Genomic DNA, 19,175 nt, shown 5'->3' with positions numbered 1-19,175 from the left:
CCCCGAGCACCACCTGCAAGGATGAGCCATATGGGTCGTGGAACGCCGCATCACGTCGAGCTCTGGGTGCCCGATCTGGCCCGAGCCGAGCGCACCTGGGGCTGGCTCCTGCGCCGCCTCGGATACGGCGAGCATCAGCGCTGGGCGGACGGGGTGAGCTGGATCCTCGGTGACACCTACGTGGTGGTCGAGCAGAGCCCGGCCAGCTCGGCTCCGGCCCACGACCGCCGGCTCCCAGGCCTCAACCACATCGCGTTCCACGGCGGCCACCGTGGCGAGGTCGATGCGCTCGTCTCCGAGGCGGGGTCGCACGGCTGGTCGCTCATGTTCCGTGACCGACACCCGTTCGCCGGTGGCCCCGACCACTACGCGGCCTATCTCGAGAACGACGACGGCTACGAGGTGGAGATCGTGGCCGAGGCTCCAGCCGTCATTCCTCAGACCACTACTCCTCCGGCACCCGCGCACCCGGCACCCGTCCACCCGGCACCCGGACCTCAGCCCGCGGCGGCGATGACCGCCATTCTCGAACTGGATCGCGTGTCACACACCTTCGGCACCCGCGTCGCTCTCGACGGCTTCTCGATCGCCGTTCACCCCGGCGAGGTCGTCGCGATGATCGGCTTCAACGGTGCCGGCAAGACGACGGCGATGCGGGTGCTGGCCGGTCGGCTCCGCCCCCACGGCGGTACACCACGCGTGTTCGGCCACAACCCGGACGACCTGCCCGGACACGCGGCACGCCGGTTCGGTCATCTCATCGACGCGCCGCTCGCCCACCCCGATCTCACCGTCACGGAGAACATCCGCTCGGCCGCCCGTCTCCACGGCCTCGACCGCACGGCCGCGGGGCGCGCCGGCACGACCGCCGTCGAGCGGCTCGCGCTGGAACGGTGGGCGGGTGCCCGCGCCAGTTCCCTCTCTCTGGGCAACCGGCAGCGCCTGGGGATCGCGTGCGCCGTCGTCCACTCCCCCGAGGCCGTGGTGCTCGACGAGCCCACCAGCGCCCTCGACCCACGCGGCGTGGTCATCGTCCGCGACCTGATCCGAGACCACGCCGCACGCGGCGCGGCGGTCCTGGTCTCCAGCCACCATCTGGACGAGGTCTCTCGAGTCGCGGACAGGATCGTCGTGGTGCACGACGGCCGCGTGGTCGGCGATCTCGAACCCGGCGGCGCCGATCTGGAGCGCCGGTTCTTCGACGTCGTGCACGACGCCGACAGCCTCACCCTCACCGCCGCTCCCCTCGACCCGGAAGCCGGCCCATGAGGAACTTCGCCGCCGCGTGGGAGACCGAGTGGCTCCTGTGCGCCCGCTCGACGATCGTGCGCCTCGCCACCGCTCTTCTCCTGGTCGCGATCCCCGCCGGGGCGATCGGGGCGGTGGCACTCGCCCGCGCCGACACCGCCGCCACGACCACCGCCGCGAAGTTCGCTCCCTACGCCACGGGCCCGCTCGCCGAGACCCACGTTCTGACCGCCGCCCAGATTCTCTCCGTCGCACTGCTCATGGCCGGCGGATTCGCGATGGCCTGGACGTTCGGCCAGGAGATCGCCACGGGCCTGGCGGGTGCGCGCACCGGGATGGCGACCTCGCGCGGCAGCGTGGCGCTGGCCAAGGTTCTCGTCCACCTCACGTGGCTGGCCGGCTGCGTGGTCGCCGTCGTCGGGCTGACGCTCGCGGCGTCGGCGCTGATGTGCGCCGTGACGGGCGAGCCGTTCGACGACGGCGTCTGGAGCCGCGCCGGCCTCGCCCTCACCGCCGGACTGCTGTCCGCGGGGCTCACGGTCCCGTTCGGGTGGGTCGCGACGCTCACGCGCAGCCCGCTGGGCACGGTCGGCGTGCTGATCGGGGTCGTCGTGGTGACCCAGATCGCGACCACGCTCGGCGCGGGGGCATGGTTCCCGTACGCGGCGACGTCGCTGTGGACGGAGATGGGCGGGGCTGAGGCGGCATCCGCCGTCGGGCTGCCGCAGCTGCTCCTGGTCGCGGCCGTCGCACCGGCCGGCACGGCCGCCGTCGTCCACGCGTGGCGACGGCTCGACGACGCCTGACAGGGCACGCCGCACGGCCGCCACACTCCCTGCGACGCCGCAGGGGGCGCCGGGCCTGGAGACAGCAAGGACCCCTCGCGCACCCATCAGAGCTCACTTACCCTTGCTGCCTTCCGGCCCTGGGGGAGTTCGGCGAGGTGATGCCGCACGAGGGGTCTGACCCCAGCCTAACCGAGAGCCTCCCCGAATCCCGAATCCTGTGCCGACATCCACTCCGCGCGAAGTGAACGAGTACGTCACACCCGCGCCAGGCACTTTCGATTCGGCCCCAGCCCACTCGGTCCGGTATCCTCATCAGGCCGTTCCCGTTCCACGTTCGCGTGGTCGGGACGGCCGTGCCCGACGGGCGCGAGGAGGATTCGCCTAGCGGCCTATGGCGCACGCTTGGAAAGCGTGTTGGGTTCACGCCCTCGGGGGTTCGAATCCCCCATCCTCCGCCACGGTGAAGGCCCGAGAAACGTTGAGATTCCAACGGTTCTCGGGCCTTTGTCATGTCCGGAACGGGCTCCGTGGGCACCGATTGGGCACACCCGGCCGTGACTTCACGTCACCGCTGTCTACGCGCCGACCCGCTCGACGGCGAGCAGCGTCGAGCTCCAAGGGCACGACGTCGAGGTTGTCTTCGGACAGATCACGGTCGATGCGTTTCACCGCTACGAGAACCGCAGAGACCTCCTCAAGCGACCGACGAGCGATGCTCCGGTTCTACCGCCCGCCTAATACCACCGTCTCGCGCTCGACACGCGCGTCGGACTACGGCCTGGCCATCCGTGGCATACGGACCTGCCGCGCTGGTAGCAGGCCACGAGACGAACTCAGGGGCGAGTCGCGACGGACCGCGGCACAGGAAACCTCCGCGCGAACGCGCTGGTGAAGCTGGGTACGTTCGGCCTCGATGTCGGGCTCGACTGGGACTGCGGGGGTTTCGGGTTCGACGCCCCCCACCGGCCGGATCTCGTAGCCGTGGCGCAGGCCCGGGCGGCCGCGAAGCACGGCGTCGTCTTCAACATGTCGAACACGGTGCTGATCGGTGACACGGTCAACGACGTCATGGCCGGGGTCCGGGGCGGCGCCCAGGTCGTCGCGGTCCTGACGGGCGGCGTCGATGAAGCATCCTTGACGGAAGCGGGCGCAGCCAGGGTCCTGCCGGATCTCTCCGATGCGGACGCCGTGCTTGCGGCGGTAAGGGACGCGGTGCGGCCCTCGGTTCCGGCGGATGGCGCACAGCCAACGTACCGCTGACGCCTTTGACGGCGGTCACACCGCGGAGTAGTCGCCCGAGACAATGGTGCCCATGGCGGTGGTCGATCCCCGGCGGAGCCATGGACCCGGAAAGTCGGTCCGGCAGACCGCCGCGCGGGAGGTCAAGGAGGAGACGGGCTACGACGTCGAGGTGGCCGGCGTCGTCGGCATCTACACCGATCCGCGTCACGTGATCGCCTACAGCGACGGCGAGGTGCGGTCGCATTTCTCGATCTGCGTCACGGCCAACGTAACCGGCGGGTCCGCGCGCACCCCTGTCCGGGCGATGCCTGGTCGCCGCAACGACCTGCCGACACACCCGGAATGCGGACACATTCTGGCCGCTGACCCCGACCGGCAGCCGCGCAGCCCGCTCCCCGTCACGCCCCGGCCGCACGGGCGTTGATCCGCGCCATGACACGTTCGAGCACGTCGAGTTCGTCGGGCTCGATGAGGTCGAAGAAGTACCGTCGGACCGCGGCGACGTGGTTTGGCGCGGCGGTCGCCGCGACCTGTTCGGCCTGCGCGGTGAGCGCGACGATCTGGCCGCGGCCGTCGTCGGCCGCCTCCCGGCGCTCGACCAGCCCGCGCCCGGCCATCCGGGTCACGTGTTTCGACAGGCGCGCCTTGTCCCAGCCGATGGCGGTGGCGAGGTCACGCGCACGCATCTCGCCGCCCGGCGCCTGGCCGAGCCGGGCGAGCACCTCGAAGTCGCTGACGGAGAGCCCGTGGCGGGCGAGATCGCGGGCGAGCGCGGCTTCCAGGTCGCGCCGCATGGTCACGAACGCCGACCAGGCGCGCCGTTCACGTTCATCGAGGGACGGCTGTGGTTCCACGATGATCACCCTAGCAACATGGTTGCCATGGCAACCGAATTGGCCTTTACTGGTTGTCATGGCAACCAAATCCACACCGCACCTGCCCCTCGTGACCCGACCGACCCCAGCCCAGCCGGAGAAGAGCGACGCGACCACGGTCGCCGTCGTCGGGGCCGGGCCGACCGGGCTCCTCCTGGCCGGCGACCTCGCCGAGGCCGGGATCGACGTCACGATCCTCGAGAAGCGCTCCGCGGACCTGTCGAACCTCTCGCGCGCCTTCGGTGTCCACGCCCGGACCCTGGAGATGCTCGACATGCGCGGCATCGCCGATGAGCTCATGTCGTACGTGCCCTCCACGATGGACAAGATCGCGGCGTTCGGTCGTGCCGAACTCGACCTCTCCGGTCTGCCGACCGCCTACCCCTACCTGCTGATCTGCTCACAGACGTCCGTGGAACGCGTCCTGCGCGACCGACTCCACCGGCTCGGCGTCACGATCCGCCACGACACCGAGGTCACCGGTCTCGACCAGGACCCCGACGGCGTGTCACTGACCGCCGCCGGACCGGACGGCGAGATCGTTCAGCTCCGTACCGACTACGCCGTCGGCTGCGACGGCGTCCGTTCGACCGTCCGGGATCTGATCGGCCTGCCCTTTCCCGGCGGTCCGGTCATGCGCGGCATCATGCTCGCCGACGTCGTGCTCGCCGACCCGCCTCCACAGCCCACCGTCCAGACCAACCGGCACGGCTTCGCCTTCGTCGCGCCCTTCGGCGACGGCTACTGGCGTCTGACCGCCTGGAGCCGTGCCGACCAGGCCGACGACGACGCGCCGCTGACGCTGGGCCAGGTCTCCGCCGCCGCGCGGCAGGCACTCGGCACCGACTACGGCATGCACTCGCCGCGCTGGATCTCGCGGTTCCACTCCGACGAGCGACAGGTTCCCGAGTACCGGGTCGGCCGCGTCTTCCTCGCCGGGGACGCCGCACACTGCCACACGCCGGCCGGAGGCCAGGGCATGAACACCGGGATCCAGGACGCCGCCAACCTCTCGTGGCGGCTCGCCGCGGTCACCCGCGGTGCCGACCCCGACCTGCTCGACGGCTATCACGCCGACCGTCACCCGGTGGGCGCCGAGGTGCTGAGATCGAGTGGGCGGATGGCCCGCATCGCCACCACCCCCTCCCGGCTCGCTGCCGCCGTGCGCGGCGCCGTGGCTCCGCTCGTGCTCAGCTCATCCGCCATCACGAAGATCGCGACCATGCAGGTCTCCGGCCTGGGCATCGAGTACGGCCGGCGTCCGGGCGACGCGCGGACCGTCGGCACCCGCGTTCCCGACCGCGAGCTTCCGGACGGGACGCGAATGTTCGAGCACCTGCGCAACGGCCGGTTCGCACTGATCGGCGGCGTTCCGCCCGCCGGATGGAGCGACCGGGTGAGCTTCGTCCCGGCGTCGGACGACCAGGCGACCCTCGTCCGCCCGGACGGACATGTCGCCTGGGCCGGAACCCCGGACGGCCGGGACATCACGGAGTCACTACGAACCTGGTGCGGCAAGCCGTCGTCATGACGTCGCCGGCGGCCCGCACGACACGGGGCGCCACGACCACGTCGTGAACAGCCGCGCGACCTCGCTCACGCCCGCGACGGCGGCCGTGCGGGGACGTCCGGTCAGCCCTCCGCCGCGTTCCCCTCAGCGGCCTGCATCTCCAGCGACAGAGCCCGCTCCTTCGGAGTGATCTCGTCGGCCGGCACGCAGCCGTCGACGTTCTCCAGCGGTTCGTCCACCGGGGGCACGTCCTCGATGTCGACGGGCGTGTCGTACTCGTCGCCGATGAGCAGGTCGACCCTCGCCCCGTTGCGGTCATCCATGACCATGCGGATCGAGGGGAACTGGGCCGCGAGCGTGTACGCGTGGACGATGCCCTTCGTCCCGAACCGCAGCTCCGAGACCTCGAGCCGGCCGCCCTCGGGCATGGTGCCCAGTTCGAGCACCGTGAAGCCCCGGCTGACGAGGACGTCTTCGAAAGCCTTGGCCACGCCCTGGTTGTCCGACGCGTTCAGCGAGTTCACCTCGACATCGGCGTACGGCAGGGGAAGGGCGCCGTCGGGCTGCCCCTCTACCTCCGGCAGGCACGGCGCCGGAACCTCTTCCTGCTGCGAGACTCCCACCACCGTGAACTCGCGCTGGAACGGGCCGACGAGCGAGCCGGTGTACATCGCCAGGGCGAAGATCCCGGCGACCGCCAGGAAGGCGATGATCACGCCGAAGACGACGGCCTGGCGCTCATGCTGGCGACGACGCCGGGCGACACGCGCCTCGTCGTAGGAAGGGTCTGTCACGTAGGAAACCTAACCGATCGTGAGGACGCGCGCGTGCAGCACGGGACGCTGCTGCAGCGCCGCGCGCAACGCGCGATGAAGCCCGTCCTCGAGGTAGAGGGTGCCCTCGTACTCGACCACGTGGGCGAACAGGTCGCCGTAGAACGTGGAGTCCTCCGCGAGGAGGGTCTCCAGATCCAGGGTCCGCTTGGTGGTCACGAGTTCGTCGAGGCGGACCTGCCGGGGAGGGACGTCGACCCAGTCCCGGGTGCGGGTGCGCCCGTGGTCGGGGTAGGGACGGCCGCCCCCGACGGCCTTGAAGATCATGGCTGAAATCCTAGAGTTCGACGACGGTCATCGGGGCGGAACAGCCTATCGAAACGGTCACATCACGCAAAGTCCGTGCTGTATACACATCTTCTTCCCGTGTGTCTTGTTCGGCGTTCACATCAGAACGATGCCCGACGACGCCGTCGCGGGCGCGCGCACGGTGTGGAAGGCGCACCCACGACCGCCGTCGGGCAGGTCACGTCAGACGGCCGGGATGTCCCGCCGCCGGAAGCCGAGGAACGCGAGAAGAACGAGAACCACGTTGACGGCCCAGAGTGCGCCGACGCTCGTCCAGTCGATGTCCTCGACGAACACCTCCTGCACCCAGTGGAACGGCGAGATGTAGTCGGCCCAGTCGGGCAGATCCATCGCTTCTCCGAACACCCCGATCATGAAGGTGTATGCGATGAGGAACCATCCCACGCCCGTCGCTCGCGGAAGCCACGCGAAGACAGCGGCAGCGAACGTGAGGAAGAGCAGCACCGCGGGAAGGTAGCCAGCCACGGCCTCGCTGTATTGCTCGAAGGTCTGGTCGTCCCACCCCACGCTTGCCGCACCACCCCACAGCGCGTAGACGGTGACCGCGAGGAGCACTGTCGTCCCGACGGCCGCCACGACAATCTGCGACCCGAACCAACGCGTCCGGCCCAGGGGACGCGCGAGGGCGATCTCCGCCCGTCCGGCGGCCTCCTCGGCCTTGGGCCGGAGGGCCATAACGATGCCGTATGCCGCGATCATCAGCGAGCTCTCGAGCAGCACCACGCCGAGGAAGCCCGGCACGATATTGGCCGGGTCTGTCCCGATGACTGCCCGCATGACTTCGTTGTCCTCGACCATCCCGCCGAAGATCTCCGTCATGGACGGGATCATCGTGCCGGTAAGGAACCAGAGCGACGCGAAACCGAGCGCGCACCACATCAGCGCCATCCGCTGCTGTATCCAGGCCATGGCAAGCGGCCCGGCCAAGCTCGCACGGGCGTCGGCGCGCCCAGCACGTGACGCGATCAACCCGCCCCCGAAGTCTCGCCGGGACGCGATCCCCGCGGACACGACGATCAGGACCACGATCGTCCCCACCGACAGAGCGGCAGGCCACCACCGGAGGTCGACGAAGGCTCGCATCTGGTGAACCCACGCGAACGGCGAGAACCACGAGAGTGCACTCCCGTGCTGTTCCTGGATGTCACCGGCAGCGCGGAGCACGAAGGTGACCAGGAGTAAAGCGAGGCTTGCCCCGGTCGCTCCGCGACTGTGTTCGGTCACCTGGCTGAAGACGAGCGCCGCGGCGCCGAACACCATCGCGGCGAGGCCGGTTCCAGCCGCCATCGCGATGCTGTCCGTGAGCCCGAGCTCGTCACTCGCCGCCGACATCGCCAATGCGGACAGCACCGCGATGACGAGGTTGACGAGCAACAGGGTCAGCACCGCGGCCACAGCCGGCGCATGTCGCCCGACGACACTTCCCCGCACCAGTTCGGAACGGCTCGACTCTTCCTCCGCACGAGTGTGGCGCACCACATGCAGGATGCTCATGACGGCAAGCGCCAGGATGAACCACGTGACGTACGTGTTGGCCAACGCCGGCCCCACCGTGTAGTCATCGGTGCCGTAACCCGGTCCGCCCATCGCGATCATCCCAGGTGTCGTCGCGCTCAGTGCCCACTCCTGCCGCGACTCCGCGTCCGCGAGCAGCCCGTCGAGCACGACGACGTAGTACGGGTACAGAAGAACGACGATCGCGGTCCACCAGAAGATCCGCACCCGGTCCCGGCGCAGGATGAAGCGGATCATCCGCCCGGTCCCGGTCAGCGTGGAACCGAAACGCGTGATCCCGACGTCCGGCGTCGCCCGCCCGGCCGGGGCCACTGCGACCGCGCTCATCGCGCACCCGCCTTCTTCGCCGCGCGCCGCGCCGCCTTCCGTTCTGCACGGTCCGACGGCTCGCCGTCGCCGGCCGCTGCCCGCGCCGCGGCCCCGTCGGTCTCGTCGGCCTCGATGACGTCGCCGTAGTGCCGCATGAACAGCTCCTCCAGCGACGGCGGCGTGACGGTGATGCTGTGCACGTCCAGCGTGGTGACGGCCTTGAGGACGTCCGCGATGTCGGCGTTGTCGGCGTCGAAGGTGACCCGGGTGCCGCCGTCGTGCGCCATGGTCTGGAGGTTGTTGACCGCACTCAGCCTGGTGAGCGCGGCCGGGTCCTTGCCCACCACCGCGGTCACGTTCGACCGGGTGAGGTGCCGCAGCTCGTCGAGCGTGCCGTGCTCGACGGCGGTGCCGTTGCGGATGATCGTGACGGTGTCGCACACCTTCTCGACCTCGCTGAGAATGTGGCTGGACAGCAGCACGGATCGACCCGCGTCCTTGGCCTCGCGCACGTAGTCCGTGAACACGGACTCCATGAGCGGGTCCAGGCCGGCCGTGGGCTCGTCGAGGATGTAGAGCTCCGCGTCGGACAGGAAGGCCGCGACCAGGGCGACCTTCTGCCGGTTGCCCTTGGAGTAGGTACGGGCCTTCTTGCGGGGGTCGAGCTCGAAACGTTCCAGCAGCTCGGCCTTGCGGGCGCGCAGCGCCTTCTTGTCGGCGCCGCCCCGCAGGCGGGTGAGGTAGTCGATGCACTCACCGCCGGTGAGGTTGGGCCACAGGCTGACGTCGCCGGGCACGTAGGTGAGGTGCTTGTGCAGTTCGACCGCGTCGTGCCAGACGTCGCGGCCGAACATGCGGGCGACGCCGGCGTCGGACCGCAGCAGGCCCAGCAGGACGCGGATGGCGGTGGACTTGCCGGCGCCGTTGGGGCCCAGGAATCCGGCGACCTCGCCGGTACGGACCGTCAGGTCGAGGCCGTCGAGGGCCTTCACGGAGCCGAAGGACTTGTCGAGTCCCGCGATCTCGATCGCGGGCACGCCGGAGGAAGGAGTGGTCATCTGATGCTCGCTCTCTGGTTGTCGGAACCAGTGCACGGAATGGGTCCGCGGTACCGGGTCTGCGGTACCGGGGTGTCGGGGCGACGGCCAACGGGACGCAACGCGGGTCCTAGTCGGCCGCCGCGGCTTCTCCGGGCGGATCGGTGACGTACATGAGGTAGTCGTCGAGCATGCGACGGGTGGTGAGGAAGCCCTCGGTGTACAGCTCCAGCATGGGCAGGTAGCTCTGCGCCATGAACCGGTCGAGGATGGCGAGCAGGTCGGAGGGGTCCGCGGGCGGGTCCAGGGTCACCTCGAGCAGGAGGGCCCCCAGGGCCGAGACCGTCATGTACCGCGCGCGGGCGGCCTCGTCGCGGCTGGGCACGGCGAGACCCGAGGCGACGGCGTGCCGGGTGTACTCCACCGAGTCGTCGACCATGCGGTCGATGAACTCGCGGGCGAGGGTGCTGCCGTCCTGCATGGAGCGGAGGGCGTAGCCGAGGAGGGCGGCGTTCTCGGCCGCCGTCGCGAACGCCTGCAAGTAGCTGCCGCCCTGGGCGGCGTTGTCGATGTTCTCGTTCTTCAGCTCGCGGATCTGGTCGAGGACGTGGGCGTCGCATGCCTCGCGCAGCGCGTCCTTCGAGCCGAAGTGGTGCATCACCAGGCCGGGGCTGACCCCGGCGTCCTTGGCGATCGCGCGGACCGAGGCGCTGAAGCCGCTGGTGGCGAAGCGCAGTATCGCGGCATCGCGGATGCGCGCCCGGGCGGTCTGATCCGCGGCGGGCGTCCGCTCCCGCCCGGCTGGGCGACCCTCGGCTGAACGCATGTTCAACATGCTACACACGCGTTCAGCCGGAGGGAAGGCTACCCGCGCAGACGCTCGACCAGGCGCATGCCGTGGTAGATCACCAGGGCCGACGCCGTACCCAGGGCGATGCCCTCGAACCGCAGGTCACCCGCCGCCCACGTGTAGTTCGCGATGCCCACGACCAGCGGCACCGCCGCGGTGGTGAGATTGACCGGGTCGGAGAAGTCCACGCGGTTCTGCACCCAGATCCGGGCGCCGAGAATCCCGATCATCCCGTAGAGCAGGGTGGTGACCCCGCCGAGGACGCCGCCCGGTACGGAGTTGATCACCGCGCCGAACTTGGGCGACAGGCTCAGCACCAGCGCGCCGGCGGCCGCGACCCAGTAGGCCGCCGTGGAGTAGACCCGCGTGGCGGCCATGACGCCGATGTTCTCCGCGTACGTCGTCGTCCCCGAACCGCCGCCCAGGCCCGCGAACGTCGTCGCGATGCCGTCCGCGAGCAGCGCACGCCCGGTGACGCCGTCGAGGTTCTTGCCCGTCATCGCGGCCACCGACTTCACGTGCCCCACGTTCTCCGCCACGAGCACGAGAACCACCGGCACGAACAACCCGAGCACGGCGGGATCGAACGACGGAGCCGTGAAGGCCGGCAGCCCGAACCAGGCGGCCTCCCCGATCGGCGCGAGGTCCACCTCGCCCCGCGCCGCCGCGAACCCGTAGCCCACCACCACGCCGAGCAGGATCGACAGGCGTCCGAGAATCCCCTTGAAGAGCACCGAGATCAGGATGACCGACGCCAGCGTCACGACAGCCGTCAGCGGCGATGCCTGGAATCCCGAGCACGCGCCGCCCTCGTCACAGGTACCCCAGGCGGCCGGCGCCAGGTTCAGCCCGATGAGCGCCACGATCACGCCGGTCACCACGGGCGGCATGACCGCGTCGATCCATCGCGCCCCGGCCAGGTGCACCACCGCGCCCACGGCCGCGAGCAGCAAGCCGGTCACGAGGATGCCCCCGACCGCCACCGACTGGCCGCCCGACGCCGTCGCCGCCCCGATCGGGGCGATGAAGGCGAAGCTGGAACCCAGGTAGCTCGGCAGCCGGTTGCCCGTGATGAGCAGGAAGCCCGCCGTGCCGATCGCCGAGAAGAACAACGTGGCGGCAGGGTCGAACCCGGTCAGCACGGGCACCAGGAAGGTGGCCCCGAACATCGCCACCACGTGCTGCAGCCCGATGCCGATCGTCCGGGGCCAGCTCAGTCGCTCGCCGGGCGCCACGGCCTCACCGGGCGCGATCCGCGCGCCGTCACCGTGCACCGTCCAACCCATCTTCATGCCAGACCCCGTTCTCCTCGCTCAGGTACCGAGCGGAGAGTAGTGCACCCGAGGCGGCGCGGTGTTTCGGCGTGTTTCGGCGCCGTCGCGTGCCCGTGGCCGGGGCCCCGGCGGCGCCCGGCGGGGTCAGTCGAGCTGGGGACGCACCTCCCGGGCGAGGAGGTCGAGGTGGTCCAGGTCGTGCAGGTCCAGGACCTGGAGATACACCCGGGAGACGCCCGCCTTCTCCAGGTCTCGCAGGCGGTCCGCCGCCTCCGCGACCGTTCCCGCGACGCCGTGCTCGCGCAGCTCGGCCGGCTCCCGGCCGATCGCGGCGGCGCGCTTCGCGAACTCGGCCTCGTTCTTGCCCACCGCCACCACGAGCGCGGCGGACTGGACCATCGAGTCGGCACCGCGGCCGGCGTCGGCCAGGGCCTGCTCGATGACCCGGATGCGCGGGCCGATCGTGTCGATCTCGGGGAACGCCTGGTTGTACTCGTCGGCGAACCGGGCCGCGAGCGCCGGGGTCCGTCTCGGTCCGCCGCCGCCGACGATGACGGGGATGCGGTCCTGTGTCGGCTTGGGCAGGGCGGGCGAGTCGGTGAGCGTGTAGTGCTCGCCCGCGTGGGAGAACGTCTCGCCCTCGGGCGTGCCCCACAGTCCGGTCACGACGGCGAGCTGTTCCTCGAGGATGCCGAACCGCTTGTCGGGGAACGGGATCCCGTAGGCGGCGTGCTCGGCCTGGAACCAGCCGGTGCCGAGGCCGAGCTCGACCCGCCCGCCGGACATCTGGTCCACCTGGGCGACCTGGATGGCGAGCACGCCGGGGTGGCGGAACGTCGCGGACGAGACGAGGGTGCCGAGCCGGACCGTCGTCGTCTCGCGGGCCAGGCCGGCGAGGGTGGTCCAGGCGTCGGTGGGGCCGGGAAGGCCGTCGCCGTCGCCTATGGCGAGGTAGTGGTCGGAGCGGAAGAACGCGCTGAAGCCGAGTTCCTCGGTCGCCCGGGCGAGGGCGAGCTGGTCGTCGTACGAGGCGCCCTGCTGGGGTTCCGTGAAGATGCGGAGATCGAGACTCATGCGTCCAACCATGTCATCGGGACCGGGATGGTTGCGGCGGCGTTCGGCGGAGCCGCGGGCCTCAGTTGAAGTTCAGCGAGCCCGACCGGGTCCGCTTCATCTCGAAGAAGTCCGGGTAGGAGGCCAGTGCCACCGCGCCGTCGAACAGGCGCACCGCTTCCTCGCCTCGCGGGATGGACTGGAGCACCGGACCGAAGAACGCGACGCCGTCGACGTGGATGGTCGGCGTGCCGACGTCCTCGCCCACCGGCTTTATGCCGGTCTCGTGCGAGGCGGTGAGCGCGTCGTCGTACGTGTCGGACTCGGCGGCGGCCGCGAGTTCCGCGGGCAGCCCGGCCTCGGCGAGCGCCTCGGGGATCACGGCGCCGAAGTTCTTGTCGCCCCCGTTGTGGATGCGGGTGCCGGCCGCGTCGTAGAAGGCGGTGAACGCCTCGGGGCCGTGGTCGGTCTGCACGGCGGCCGCGACCCGGCCGATGCCACGCGAGCTGTCCATCAGTGCCCGGTAGTCGGCGGGGATGTCGCGGTCCTTGTTGAGCAGGTAGAGGCTCATGAGTCTGAACGTGAGGTCGACGTCGCGGTGCCGGGCGACCTCGAGCGCCCAGCGCGAGGTGATCCAGGCGAACGGGCACACCGGGTCGACGTACACGTCGACGACGGGCGCGGGGTTCAGGGTGGTCTCGGTCATGGAGAAGACCCTATGCCGCCTGTCCGACATCGGGCGGGCCGCGCGGCCCCGGTTGTCCCTCTCCTCCGCTACGGTGAGCACCATGCGCTGGTCGAGCCTGTTCACGGTCGTCGGCGGGGTCGTGGTGGCGATCGCCGGGTTGTTCGGTCTCCTGTCGGGGCACCCGTGGTCGGCCCTGCCGCTGATCCTGGGTGTGGCCATCGCCATGCGCGAGGTGCGCTATCTCCAGCGGCTCCGTACCGGCCGGATCCGGGAACGGTAACCTGCCCTGCATGACAGCGGTTCGACCACACACGCATGCTCAGGCGGTTGACGCCGCGGTCGACCTCTTCACCCGGCAGGGCTACGAGAAGACCACCGTCGAGGAGATCGCGGATGCCGCCCAGGTGAGCCGGGCGACCTTCTTCCGCCGGTACCGGTCGAAGGAGGACGTTGTCTTCGCCGACCACGAGCTCCTCCTCGAGGAGGTGGTCGTGATGCTGGCCGCCACGCGCCCGGAGGCGCGCGCGAGCGAGGAGGCCGGGGGCGACGTCGGGCACGGCTGGGACCCGGAGGTGGGCCCGTACCTCGAGGTGTGCCGGGCCGCGCGCATGGTGTTCGACCATCACGTGGGCCAGCGCGAGACGTCGCTCGCCCGGTACGCCCTGCTGCAACAGGTGCCGGCGCTGCGCGACCGCGAGCTGGTCACCACGCACCGCTACGAGCGCGCGTTCACGCAGTACCTGCGCGACACGCTGCCGCCGGACCGGTCGAACACGACGGCGTCGATCGCGTTCGCGGCGTCGGTGGTGGCGGTGCACAACGCGATCCTGCGGCGCTGGCTGCGCAACCCGTCCCTGGACCCGCGGCCGGACCTGGAGGAGGCGTTCGCCGACCTGCGTCGCGCCGTCGTGGTGAGCAAGGGCGGCATGGCGCCGGAGGCGGACGCCGGGCCCCGCCGCCGCATCGTGGTCACGGTCCTCGACGGCGAGACGCCGCCCGACGACGTCGCCCGCGCGGTCCGCGACGCGCTGGCGTAGCGCCCGGCGGTCACGCGCGGCGACACGCTCGCGCCGGCCCGTTCACGCCGACTCGCGGAGCACCAGTTCCGTGGGGAGGATGAGTGCCGGGTCGATGTCCTCGCCCGCCGCCAGCTTGAGGACCTGCTGGGCCAGCATGCGGCCGGTCTCGTGGATCGGCTGGCGCACGGTGGTCAGCGGGGGCTCCGTGGAGCGGGCCGCGGTGGCGTCGTCGAACCCGACGACCGCGACGTCCTGCGGCACGCGGCGGCCGGCCTGGCGGAGGGCGCGCAGCGCGCCCTCGGCCATGAGGTCGGAAGCCACGAACACGGCGTCGAGCGCGGGCTCGTCGTCGAGCAGTCGGCGCATGGCGGACGTCCCGGACTCGCGCGTGAAGTCTCCGATCTCCACGAGCGATCGCCTGCCCGCCGCGGCGAGTGCGTCGCGGTACCCGGCGAGCCGGTCGATGCCCGCGACCATGTCCTGCGGGCCGGCGATCGTGGCGATGCGCGTGCGCCCCTGCGTCAGGAGGTGTTCGATCGCGGCCTTGACGCCGCCCGCGTGATCGACGTCGATGTAGGGGACGGCGCTGCCGGCGAGCTGGCGGCCGCTGGCCACGACGGGGACGCCCATGGCGGCCAGTTCTCCCGGCAGCGGGTCGGCCCCGTGCAGGGAGGCGAGGATGACGCCGTCCACGGTGCGGCTGCGGAGGTACCGCATGATCCGGTGGTGGCTGGCGGGGGTCGAGGCGAGCAGCAGGACGAGCTGCTTGTCCGCGGCTTCGAGCTCCTGACCGATGCCGCGCAGGATGCCGGTGAAGAACGCGTCGTCGGAGAACATCCGCGTCGCGGGTTCCGGCACGACCAGGGCGATGGAGTCGGTGCGACGCGAGACGAGGCTGCGAGCCGCCGGGTTGGGCACGTATCCGAGCTGGTCGACCGCCCGGTCCACCGCCTCGCGCACCCCGGACGTCACCCCCACGGAGCCGTTGATCACGCGGGACACGGTCGCGCGCGAGACCCCGGCCAGGCGTGCCACCGTCTCGAGGGTGGGACGTGCCGGGTGCGCGTCACGCATGACTCTCCTCCAGGTTCCGGGGCCGGGGCCGGGTTCACACGGAGTGTAATTCCGCGGTGGCCGGTCCGGAGCGGCTTCCGGCGTCGTGCCATCCTTCTCGCATGGACGTGATCCGCTGGCTGTTCGACGCCACCTTCAGCATCGGTGACCAGCAGCTCCTGTGGCGTGAGGTGATCGGCAACGCCTTCGGCCTGGCGTCCGCGCTCGGCGGGATGCGGCGCAAGGTCTGGGCATGGCCGGTGGGCATCGTCGGGAACCTGCTGCTGTTCACGGTCTTCCTGGGCTCGTGGTTCGGCGAGACCTCGCGGGCCGACATGCTCGGCCAGGCGGGACGGCAGGTCATGTTCATCGCCGTGTCCGTCTACGGGTGGTACCGCTGGCGCGAGACCCGCCGCCGTTCCGCGGACGTCCGCGCCGACGGCAAGGTCCCCGCCGACGACGGCGCCGCCGTGCACCCGCGCTGGGCTTCCTGGCCCGCGCGCCTGGGCCTGGTCGCGGCCCTGGTGGCCGGCACGCTGGTGCTCACTCCGCTGTTCCGGGCGCTCGGCTCGTTCGAGCCGGTCTGGGCCGACGCCTGGATCTTCATGGGGTCGCTCCTGGCCACCTACGGCATGGCCAAGGGCTGGGTCGAGTTCTGGCTGATCTGGGTCGCTGTCGACATCGTCGGCGTGCCGCTCCTGCTGAGCGCGGGCTACTGGGCCACGGCGGCGATGTACCTGTTCTACGGCGGGTTCACCCTGGTCGGCTTCTTCGTCTGGTGGCGCATCCAGCGGCGGGAGCAGGAGACAGCCATCGCGTGAGACGCCGTATCACTTGACGTGAGATTCGGTACCGGAGCACGATGTGAGCATGACGCAGACCCCCGGGGTGACGGCGCCCGCATACGACCTCTCCCAGCCGCTCGACATCGACTTCGCCGGGACGTTCGCCGACGCCACCGAGGATGAACGCGCCCACCAGCTCAAGGTCCGGCAGTTCGTGCAGGAGGAGGTCCTGCCGGTCATCGCCGACTACTGGGAGCGCTACGAGGTCCCGATGGACCTGGTCAAGCGCCTCGCCGAGCTCGACCTGCTGCGCGACGGCGTGGACGTGCCCGGGCTGCCGCACGTCACCCCGTACGCGGCGGGCCTGGCCGCGATGGAGATGTCCCGCGGCGACGGCTCCGTGGCGACGATCTGCGGCGTCCAGGGCGGGCTCGCCCTGCAGTCGATCACCATGCTCGGCTCCGAGGAGCAGATCGAGAAGTACGCCGGCCCGATGGCACGCGGCGAGATCCTCGGCGCGTTCGGCCTCACCGAGCCGACGCACGGCTCCGACTCGGTCGCCCTGGAGACCACGGCGGTCGCCGCCACCCGCGACGGCACCCCTGGCTACGTCATCAACGGCGAGAAGAAGTGGATCGGCTTCGGGTCGACCGGCCACATCACCGTGGTGTGGGCCCGTGGTGAGGACGGCCAGGTCCACGGCTACATCGTGCCGCAGGACAGCCCCGGCTACGAGGCCACCACCATCCAGGGCAAGGTCTCGCTCCGCGCCATCCACCAGGCACACATCGTCATGAAGGACGTGTTCGTGCCGGCCGAGAACCTGCTGCCGCAGGCTCGCACCTTCAAGGACGCCGGCCGCGTGCTCTTCCAGACACGCCTGGGGGTCGCCTGGTCCGCCGTCGGACACGCCGTGGCCTGCTACGAGTCCGCGGTGGCGTACTCCACGCAGCGCGTGCAGTTCGGGCGCCCGCTCGCCGCCAGCCAGATGGTCCAGGAGCGCCTGGCGCAGATGCTGTCGACCCTCACGCAGATCCAGCTGCTGGTGAAGCAGATGACGCGCCTCGCCGAGAGCGGCGAGCTGACCGGACCGCAGGCATCGATCGCCAAGTACTCCTGCACGCGCGGCGCGCGCCAGATCGCGCAGACCGCCCGCGACATGCTGGGCGGCAACGGCATCCTGCTGGAGAACCGGGTGGCGCGGCACTTCGCCGACATCGAGGCCCTGCACACCTACGAGGGCACCGAGAACATGCAGGCGCTGATCATCGGACGCGAGATCACGGGAGTGAGCGCGTTCGCCTGAGGCGCCGAGTGCCTCGGCCGGCCGCGTCTCCGGAAAGTGCCCACTGCGTCCCGGCACCACATCTCCGGAGCGATCGGTGCAAGGATGTGAGCCGTGCTGACCGACGCCCGACCTGTCCGCGTCCTGACCCGCGCCCTGCTGTCACCCTGGGCCATCGCTGTCGCGTTCGTCGCCGCCCACGCCTGGCTGATCCACGAGGCCTGGCAGTGGGAGCCGCAGATCTTCGGCGACGTCGTGCTCTACGAGTGGTGGGCCCGCAGCGGCATCGACACCGCGCGGTGGCCCGTCTTCGACTACGCCTGGGTGTACCCGGTCGGCGCTCTCGTCGCGATCACGCCACCGGCCTGGGTCTCCCAGAACACCGCCGGCTACGAGTGGGTCTGGCTCGGCCTGGTCGTGGCGCTCAACGCCGTCGCTACCGTGTTCCTGGCGCGTGCCCGCCCGCGAGGCCCTGTCGGCGCCTGGTTCTGGCTGATCTTCCTCGTGGCGCTCGGCCCGATCTTCCTCGGCCGCCTCGACGGCGTGATCGCCCCGATCATCCTGGTCGCGCTGCTCATCGCGGCCCGCTATCCCGCGACGGCGATGGCGCTGGCGACGATCGGCGCCTGGATCAAGATCGCGCCGGGGGCCGTCGCCGTCGCCATCGCCGCGACGTCGGGCGGCGTCTACCGGTTCGCGCGGAACGTCGTGCTGCCGGGCGCGCTGGTGAGCGCTCTCGTCCTCGGCTGGGCCCTCGCGGGCGGCAGCGGCAGCCGCGTGCTCGACGTCTTCGGCGAGCAGAGTGACCGCAACCTCCAGGTCGAGGCGGTCGGCGCCACGCCCTTCCTCCTCATCGGGATGGACAACCCGAAGTACGACGCGACCTGGAACGACGAGATCTACACCTACGAGGTGCTCGGTTCCGCGCCGCGGGAGATGGCCGAGGCGCTCGACGTCGCGCTGCTCGTCGTCGTCGGGATCATCGCGCTGCTGGCCGCGTTCGCCGTACGACGCCGGCCCGAGCGAGCCCAGGACATCCTGCTGCTGACCGCCGCGGCCGGGCTGCTCGCCCTGATCGTGTGCAACAAGGTGGGCTCGCCCCAGTTCATCGCCTGGCTCGGCCCGCCGGTCGCGGCCGCCGTCGCCCTCTACGGCCGCGACGTCACCGAGGCACGGCGCACCTGGCTGGCCCCGGCGCTGGGCCTGATCCTCACCGCGATTCTCACGAAGATGATCTTTCCTGTCCGCTACGGGGAGTTCCTCGGGGGTTTCCCTGAAATGACCCTCGTGGGGGCGGTGCGCAACGGCCTTCTCGTGGCACTCTTGCTGGGAGCGGTTGTGCGACTGGTTCAGATCGCGGCCGCGGCAGACCGCCGGGATGTTCCGGCCCGGGCTTCCGCGGGCGCCCCGGCGTTGCAGAAGGAGCAAGATGACACGTGACGTTTGCCAACACTCCGCCCCTTGGCTCCTGAGGCGTTACCGAGTGATGGTCGAGTGTCTAC

General features: G+C 70.7%; 20 protein-coding genes, 1 tRNA gene and 1 other RNA gene. 11 read left to right on the top strand and 11 right to left on the bottom strand.

What is annotated here, in order from left to right:
* The first annotated feature begins 30 nt into the window (after positions 1-30).
* Positions 31-1,269, top strand: coding sequence for an ATP-binding cassette domain-containing protein (locus tag EDD34_RS21470; protein ID WP_342774773.1), 1,239 nt, complete (start codon positions 31-33; stop codon positions 1,267-1,269).
* The gene (locus EDD34_RS01245; RefSeq protein WP_123812960.1) at positions 1,266-2,054 is read left to right on the top strand and encodes an ABC transporter permease; all 789 of its coding nucleotides are present in this window, start codon (positions 1,266-1,268) and stop codon (positions 2,052-2,054) included. The genes EDD34_RS21470 and EDD34_RS01245 overlap by 4 nt, the downstream gene beginning before the upstream one ends.
* A gap of 63 nt (positions 2,055-2,117) precedes the next feature.
* On the opposite strand, the gene ffs is transcribed toward EDD34_RS01245, so the two are convergent.
* Positions 2,118-2,214, bottom strand: an RNA gene (gene ffs, locus EDD34_RS01240) — signal recognition particle sRNA small type.
* Positions 2,215-2,406: 192 nt separating this feature from the next.
* Between ffs and EDD34_RS01235 the strand changes: the two genes are divergently transcribed.
* The 3 genes from EDD34_RS01235 (at position 2,407) to EDD34_RS01225 (ending at position 3,702) form a co-directional block, all read left to right on the top strand.
* Positions 2,407-2,494: transfer RNA gene (locus tag EDD34_RS01235), tRNA-Ser, on the top strand.
* Between the two features lie 430 nt (positions 2,495-2,924).
* The gene (locus EDD34_RS01230) at positions 2,925-3,296 is read left to right on the top strand and encodes an HAD hydrolase-like protein (protein WP_123812959.1); all 372 of its coding nucleotides are present in this window, start codon (positions 2,925-2,927) and stop codon (positions 3,294-3,296) included.
* A gap of 52 nt (positions 3,297-3,348) precedes the next feature.
* Complete coding sequence (locus EDD34_RS01225; protein WP_123812958.1) at positions 3,349-3,702, top strand: NUDIX hydrolase; 354 nt, start codon at positions 3,349-3,351, stop codon at positions 3,700-3,702.
* Here EDD34_RS01225 and EDD34_RS01220 read toward each other — a convergent pair.
* Positions 3,677-4,132 carry a MarR family winged helix-turn-helix transcriptional regulator gene (locus EDD34_RS01220; RefSeq protein WP_211341460.1) on the bottom strand — a complete coding sequence of 152 codons (456 nt, stop codon included), beginning with the start codon at positions 4,130-4,132 and terminating at the stop codon, positions 3,677-3,679. The genes EDD34_RS01225 and EDD34_RS01220 overlap by 26 nt on opposite strands.
* Before the next feature lie 58 nt (positions 4,133-4,190).
* Between EDD34_RS01220 and EDD34_RS01215 the strand changes: the two genes are divergently transcribed.
* Positions 4,191-5,684, top strand: coding sequence for an FAD-dependent monooxygenase (locus EDD34_RS01215; protein ID WP_123812957.1), 1,494 nt, complete (start codon positions 4,191-4,193; stop codon positions 5,682-5,684).
* A gap of 101 nt (positions 5,685-5,785) precedes the next feature.
* Here the strand turns inward: EDD34_RS01215 and EDD34_RS01210 are convergent, their stop codons facing one another.
* The 8 genes from EDD34_RS01210 to EDD34_RS01175 all read right to left on the bottom strand — a co-directional run bounded on the left by EDD34_RS01210 (position 5,786) and on the right by EDD34_RS01175 (position 13,549).
* Complete coding sequence (locus EDD34_RS01210) at positions 5,786-6,457, bottom strand: LytR C-terminal domain-containing protein (RefSeq protein WP_123812956.1); 672 nt, start codon at positions 6,455-6,457, stop codon at positions 5,786-5,788.
* Between the two features lie 9 nt (positions 6,458-6,466).
* Entirely contained in the window at positions 6,467-6,763 is a 297-nt protein-coding gene (locus tag EDD34_RS01205) for a type II toxin-antitoxin system VapB family antitoxin (RefSeq protein WP_123812955.1), read from the bottom strand.
* Between the two features lie 204 nt (positions 6,764-6,967).
* Positions 6,968-8,470: an ABC transporter permease gene (locus EDD34_RS01200; RefSeq protein ID WP_246012131.1), complete on the bottom strand. Its 1,503-nt coding sequence runs from the start codon at positions 8,468-8,470 to the stop codon at positions 6,968-6,970.
* Positions 8,471-8,643: 173 nt separating this feature from the next.
* A complete protein-coding gene (locus EDD34_RS01195) occupies positions 8,644-9,687 on the bottom strand; it encodes an ABC transporter ATP-binding protein (protein ID WP_123812953.1) in 1,044 nt (347 codons plus the stop codon).
* A gap of 109 nt (positions 9,688-9,796) precedes the next feature.
* Positions 9,797-10,492: a TetR/AcrR family transcriptional regulator gene (locus EDD34_RS01190; protein WP_123812952.1), complete on the bottom strand. Its 696-nt coding sequence runs from the start codon at positions 10,490-10,492 to the stop codon at positions 9,797-9,799.
* Positions 10,493-10,530: 38 nt separating this feature from the next.
* The gene (locus EDD34_RS01185) at positions 10,531-11,808 is read right to left on the bottom strand and encodes a uracil-xanthine permease family protein (RefSeq protein ID WP_123812951.1); all 1,278 of its coding nucleotides are present in this window, start codon (positions 11,806-11,808) and stop codon (positions 10,531-10,533) included.
* Between the two features lie 126 nt (positions 11,809-11,934).
* Positions 11,935-12,864 (bottom strand): LLM class F420-dependent oxidoreductase, encoded by a 930-nt coding sequence (locus EDD34_RS01180; RefSeq protein WP_123812950.1) that lies wholly within the window; start codon positions 12,862-12,864, stop codon positions 11,935-11,937.
* A 61-nt stretch (positions 12,865-12,925) separates the two neighbouring features.
* Complete coding sequence (locus EDD34_RS01175) at positions 12,926-13,549, bottom strand: mycothiol-dependent nitroreductase Rv2466c family protein (protein ID WP_123812949.1); 624 nt, start codon at positions 13,547-13,549, stop codon at positions 12,926-12,928.
* Positions 13,550-13,631: 82 nt separating this feature from the next.
* Here EDD34_RS01175 and EDD34_RS01170 point away from each other — a divergent pair, with 82 nt between their 5' ends.
* Together EDD34_RS01170 and EDD34_RS01165 are read left to right on the top strand one after the other, a co-directional pair.
* Complete coding sequence (locus EDD34_RS01170) at positions 13,632-13,811, top strand: hypothetical protein (RefSeq protein WP_123812948.1); 180 nt, start codon at positions 13,632-13,634, stop codon at positions 13,809-13,811.
* Positions 13,812-13,821: 10 nt separating this feature from the next.
* The gene (locus EDD34_RS01165) at positions 13,822-14,568 is read left to right on the top strand and encodes a TetR/AcrR family transcriptional regulator (protein WP_123812947.1); all 747 of its coding nucleotides are present in this window, start codon (positions 13,822-13,824) and stop codon (positions 14,566-14,568) included.
* 42 nt (positions 14,569-14,610) lie between these two features.
* Here EDD34_RS01165 and EDD34_RS01160 read toward each other — a convergent pair whose 3' ends face one another.
* Complete coding sequence (locus tag EDD34_RS01160) at positions 14,611-15,624, bottom strand: LacI family DNA-binding transcriptional regulator (RefSeq protein WP_123812946.1); 1,014 nt, start codon at positions 15,622-15,624, stop codon at positions 14,611-14,613.
* A 101-nt stretch (positions 15,625-15,725) separates the two neighbouring features.
* Between EDD34_RS01160 and pnuC the strand changes: the two genes are divergently transcribed.
* From pnuC to EDD34_RS01145, 3 genes are all read left to right on the top strand, one after another.
* Entirely contained in the window at positions 15,726-16,424 is a 699-nt protein-coding gene (gene pnuC, locus EDD34_RS01155; RefSeq protein ID WP_123812945.1) for a nicotinamide riboside transporter PnuC, read from the top strand.
* A 49-nt stretch (positions 16,425-16,473) separates the two neighbouring features.
* A complete protein-coding gene (locus EDD34_RS01150) occupies positions 16,474-17,694 on the top strand; it encodes an acyl-CoA dehydrogenase family protein (protein WP_123812944.1) in 1,221 nt (406 codons plus the stop codon).
* Positions 17,695-17,787: 93 nt separating this feature from the next.
* Positions 17,788-19,113 (top strand): glycosyltransferase family 87 protein, encoded by a 1,326-nt coding sequence (locus EDD34_RS01145; protein ID WP_123812943.1) that lies wholly within the window; start codon positions 17,788-17,790, stop codon positions 19,111-19,113.
* Positions 19,114-19,175 lie beyond the last annotated feature (62 nt).

The sequence above is a fragment of the Myceligenerans xiligouense genome, assembly GCF_003814695.1.
In the GTDB taxonomy this organism is placed as follows: domain Bacteria; phylum Actinomycetota; class Actinomycetes; order Actinomycetales; family Cellulomonadaceae; genus Myceligenerans; species Myceligenerans xiligouense.
The sequence above is the reverse complement of the archived record's forward strand: the minus strand, read 5'-3'. Positions and strand labels throughout refer to the sequence as shown.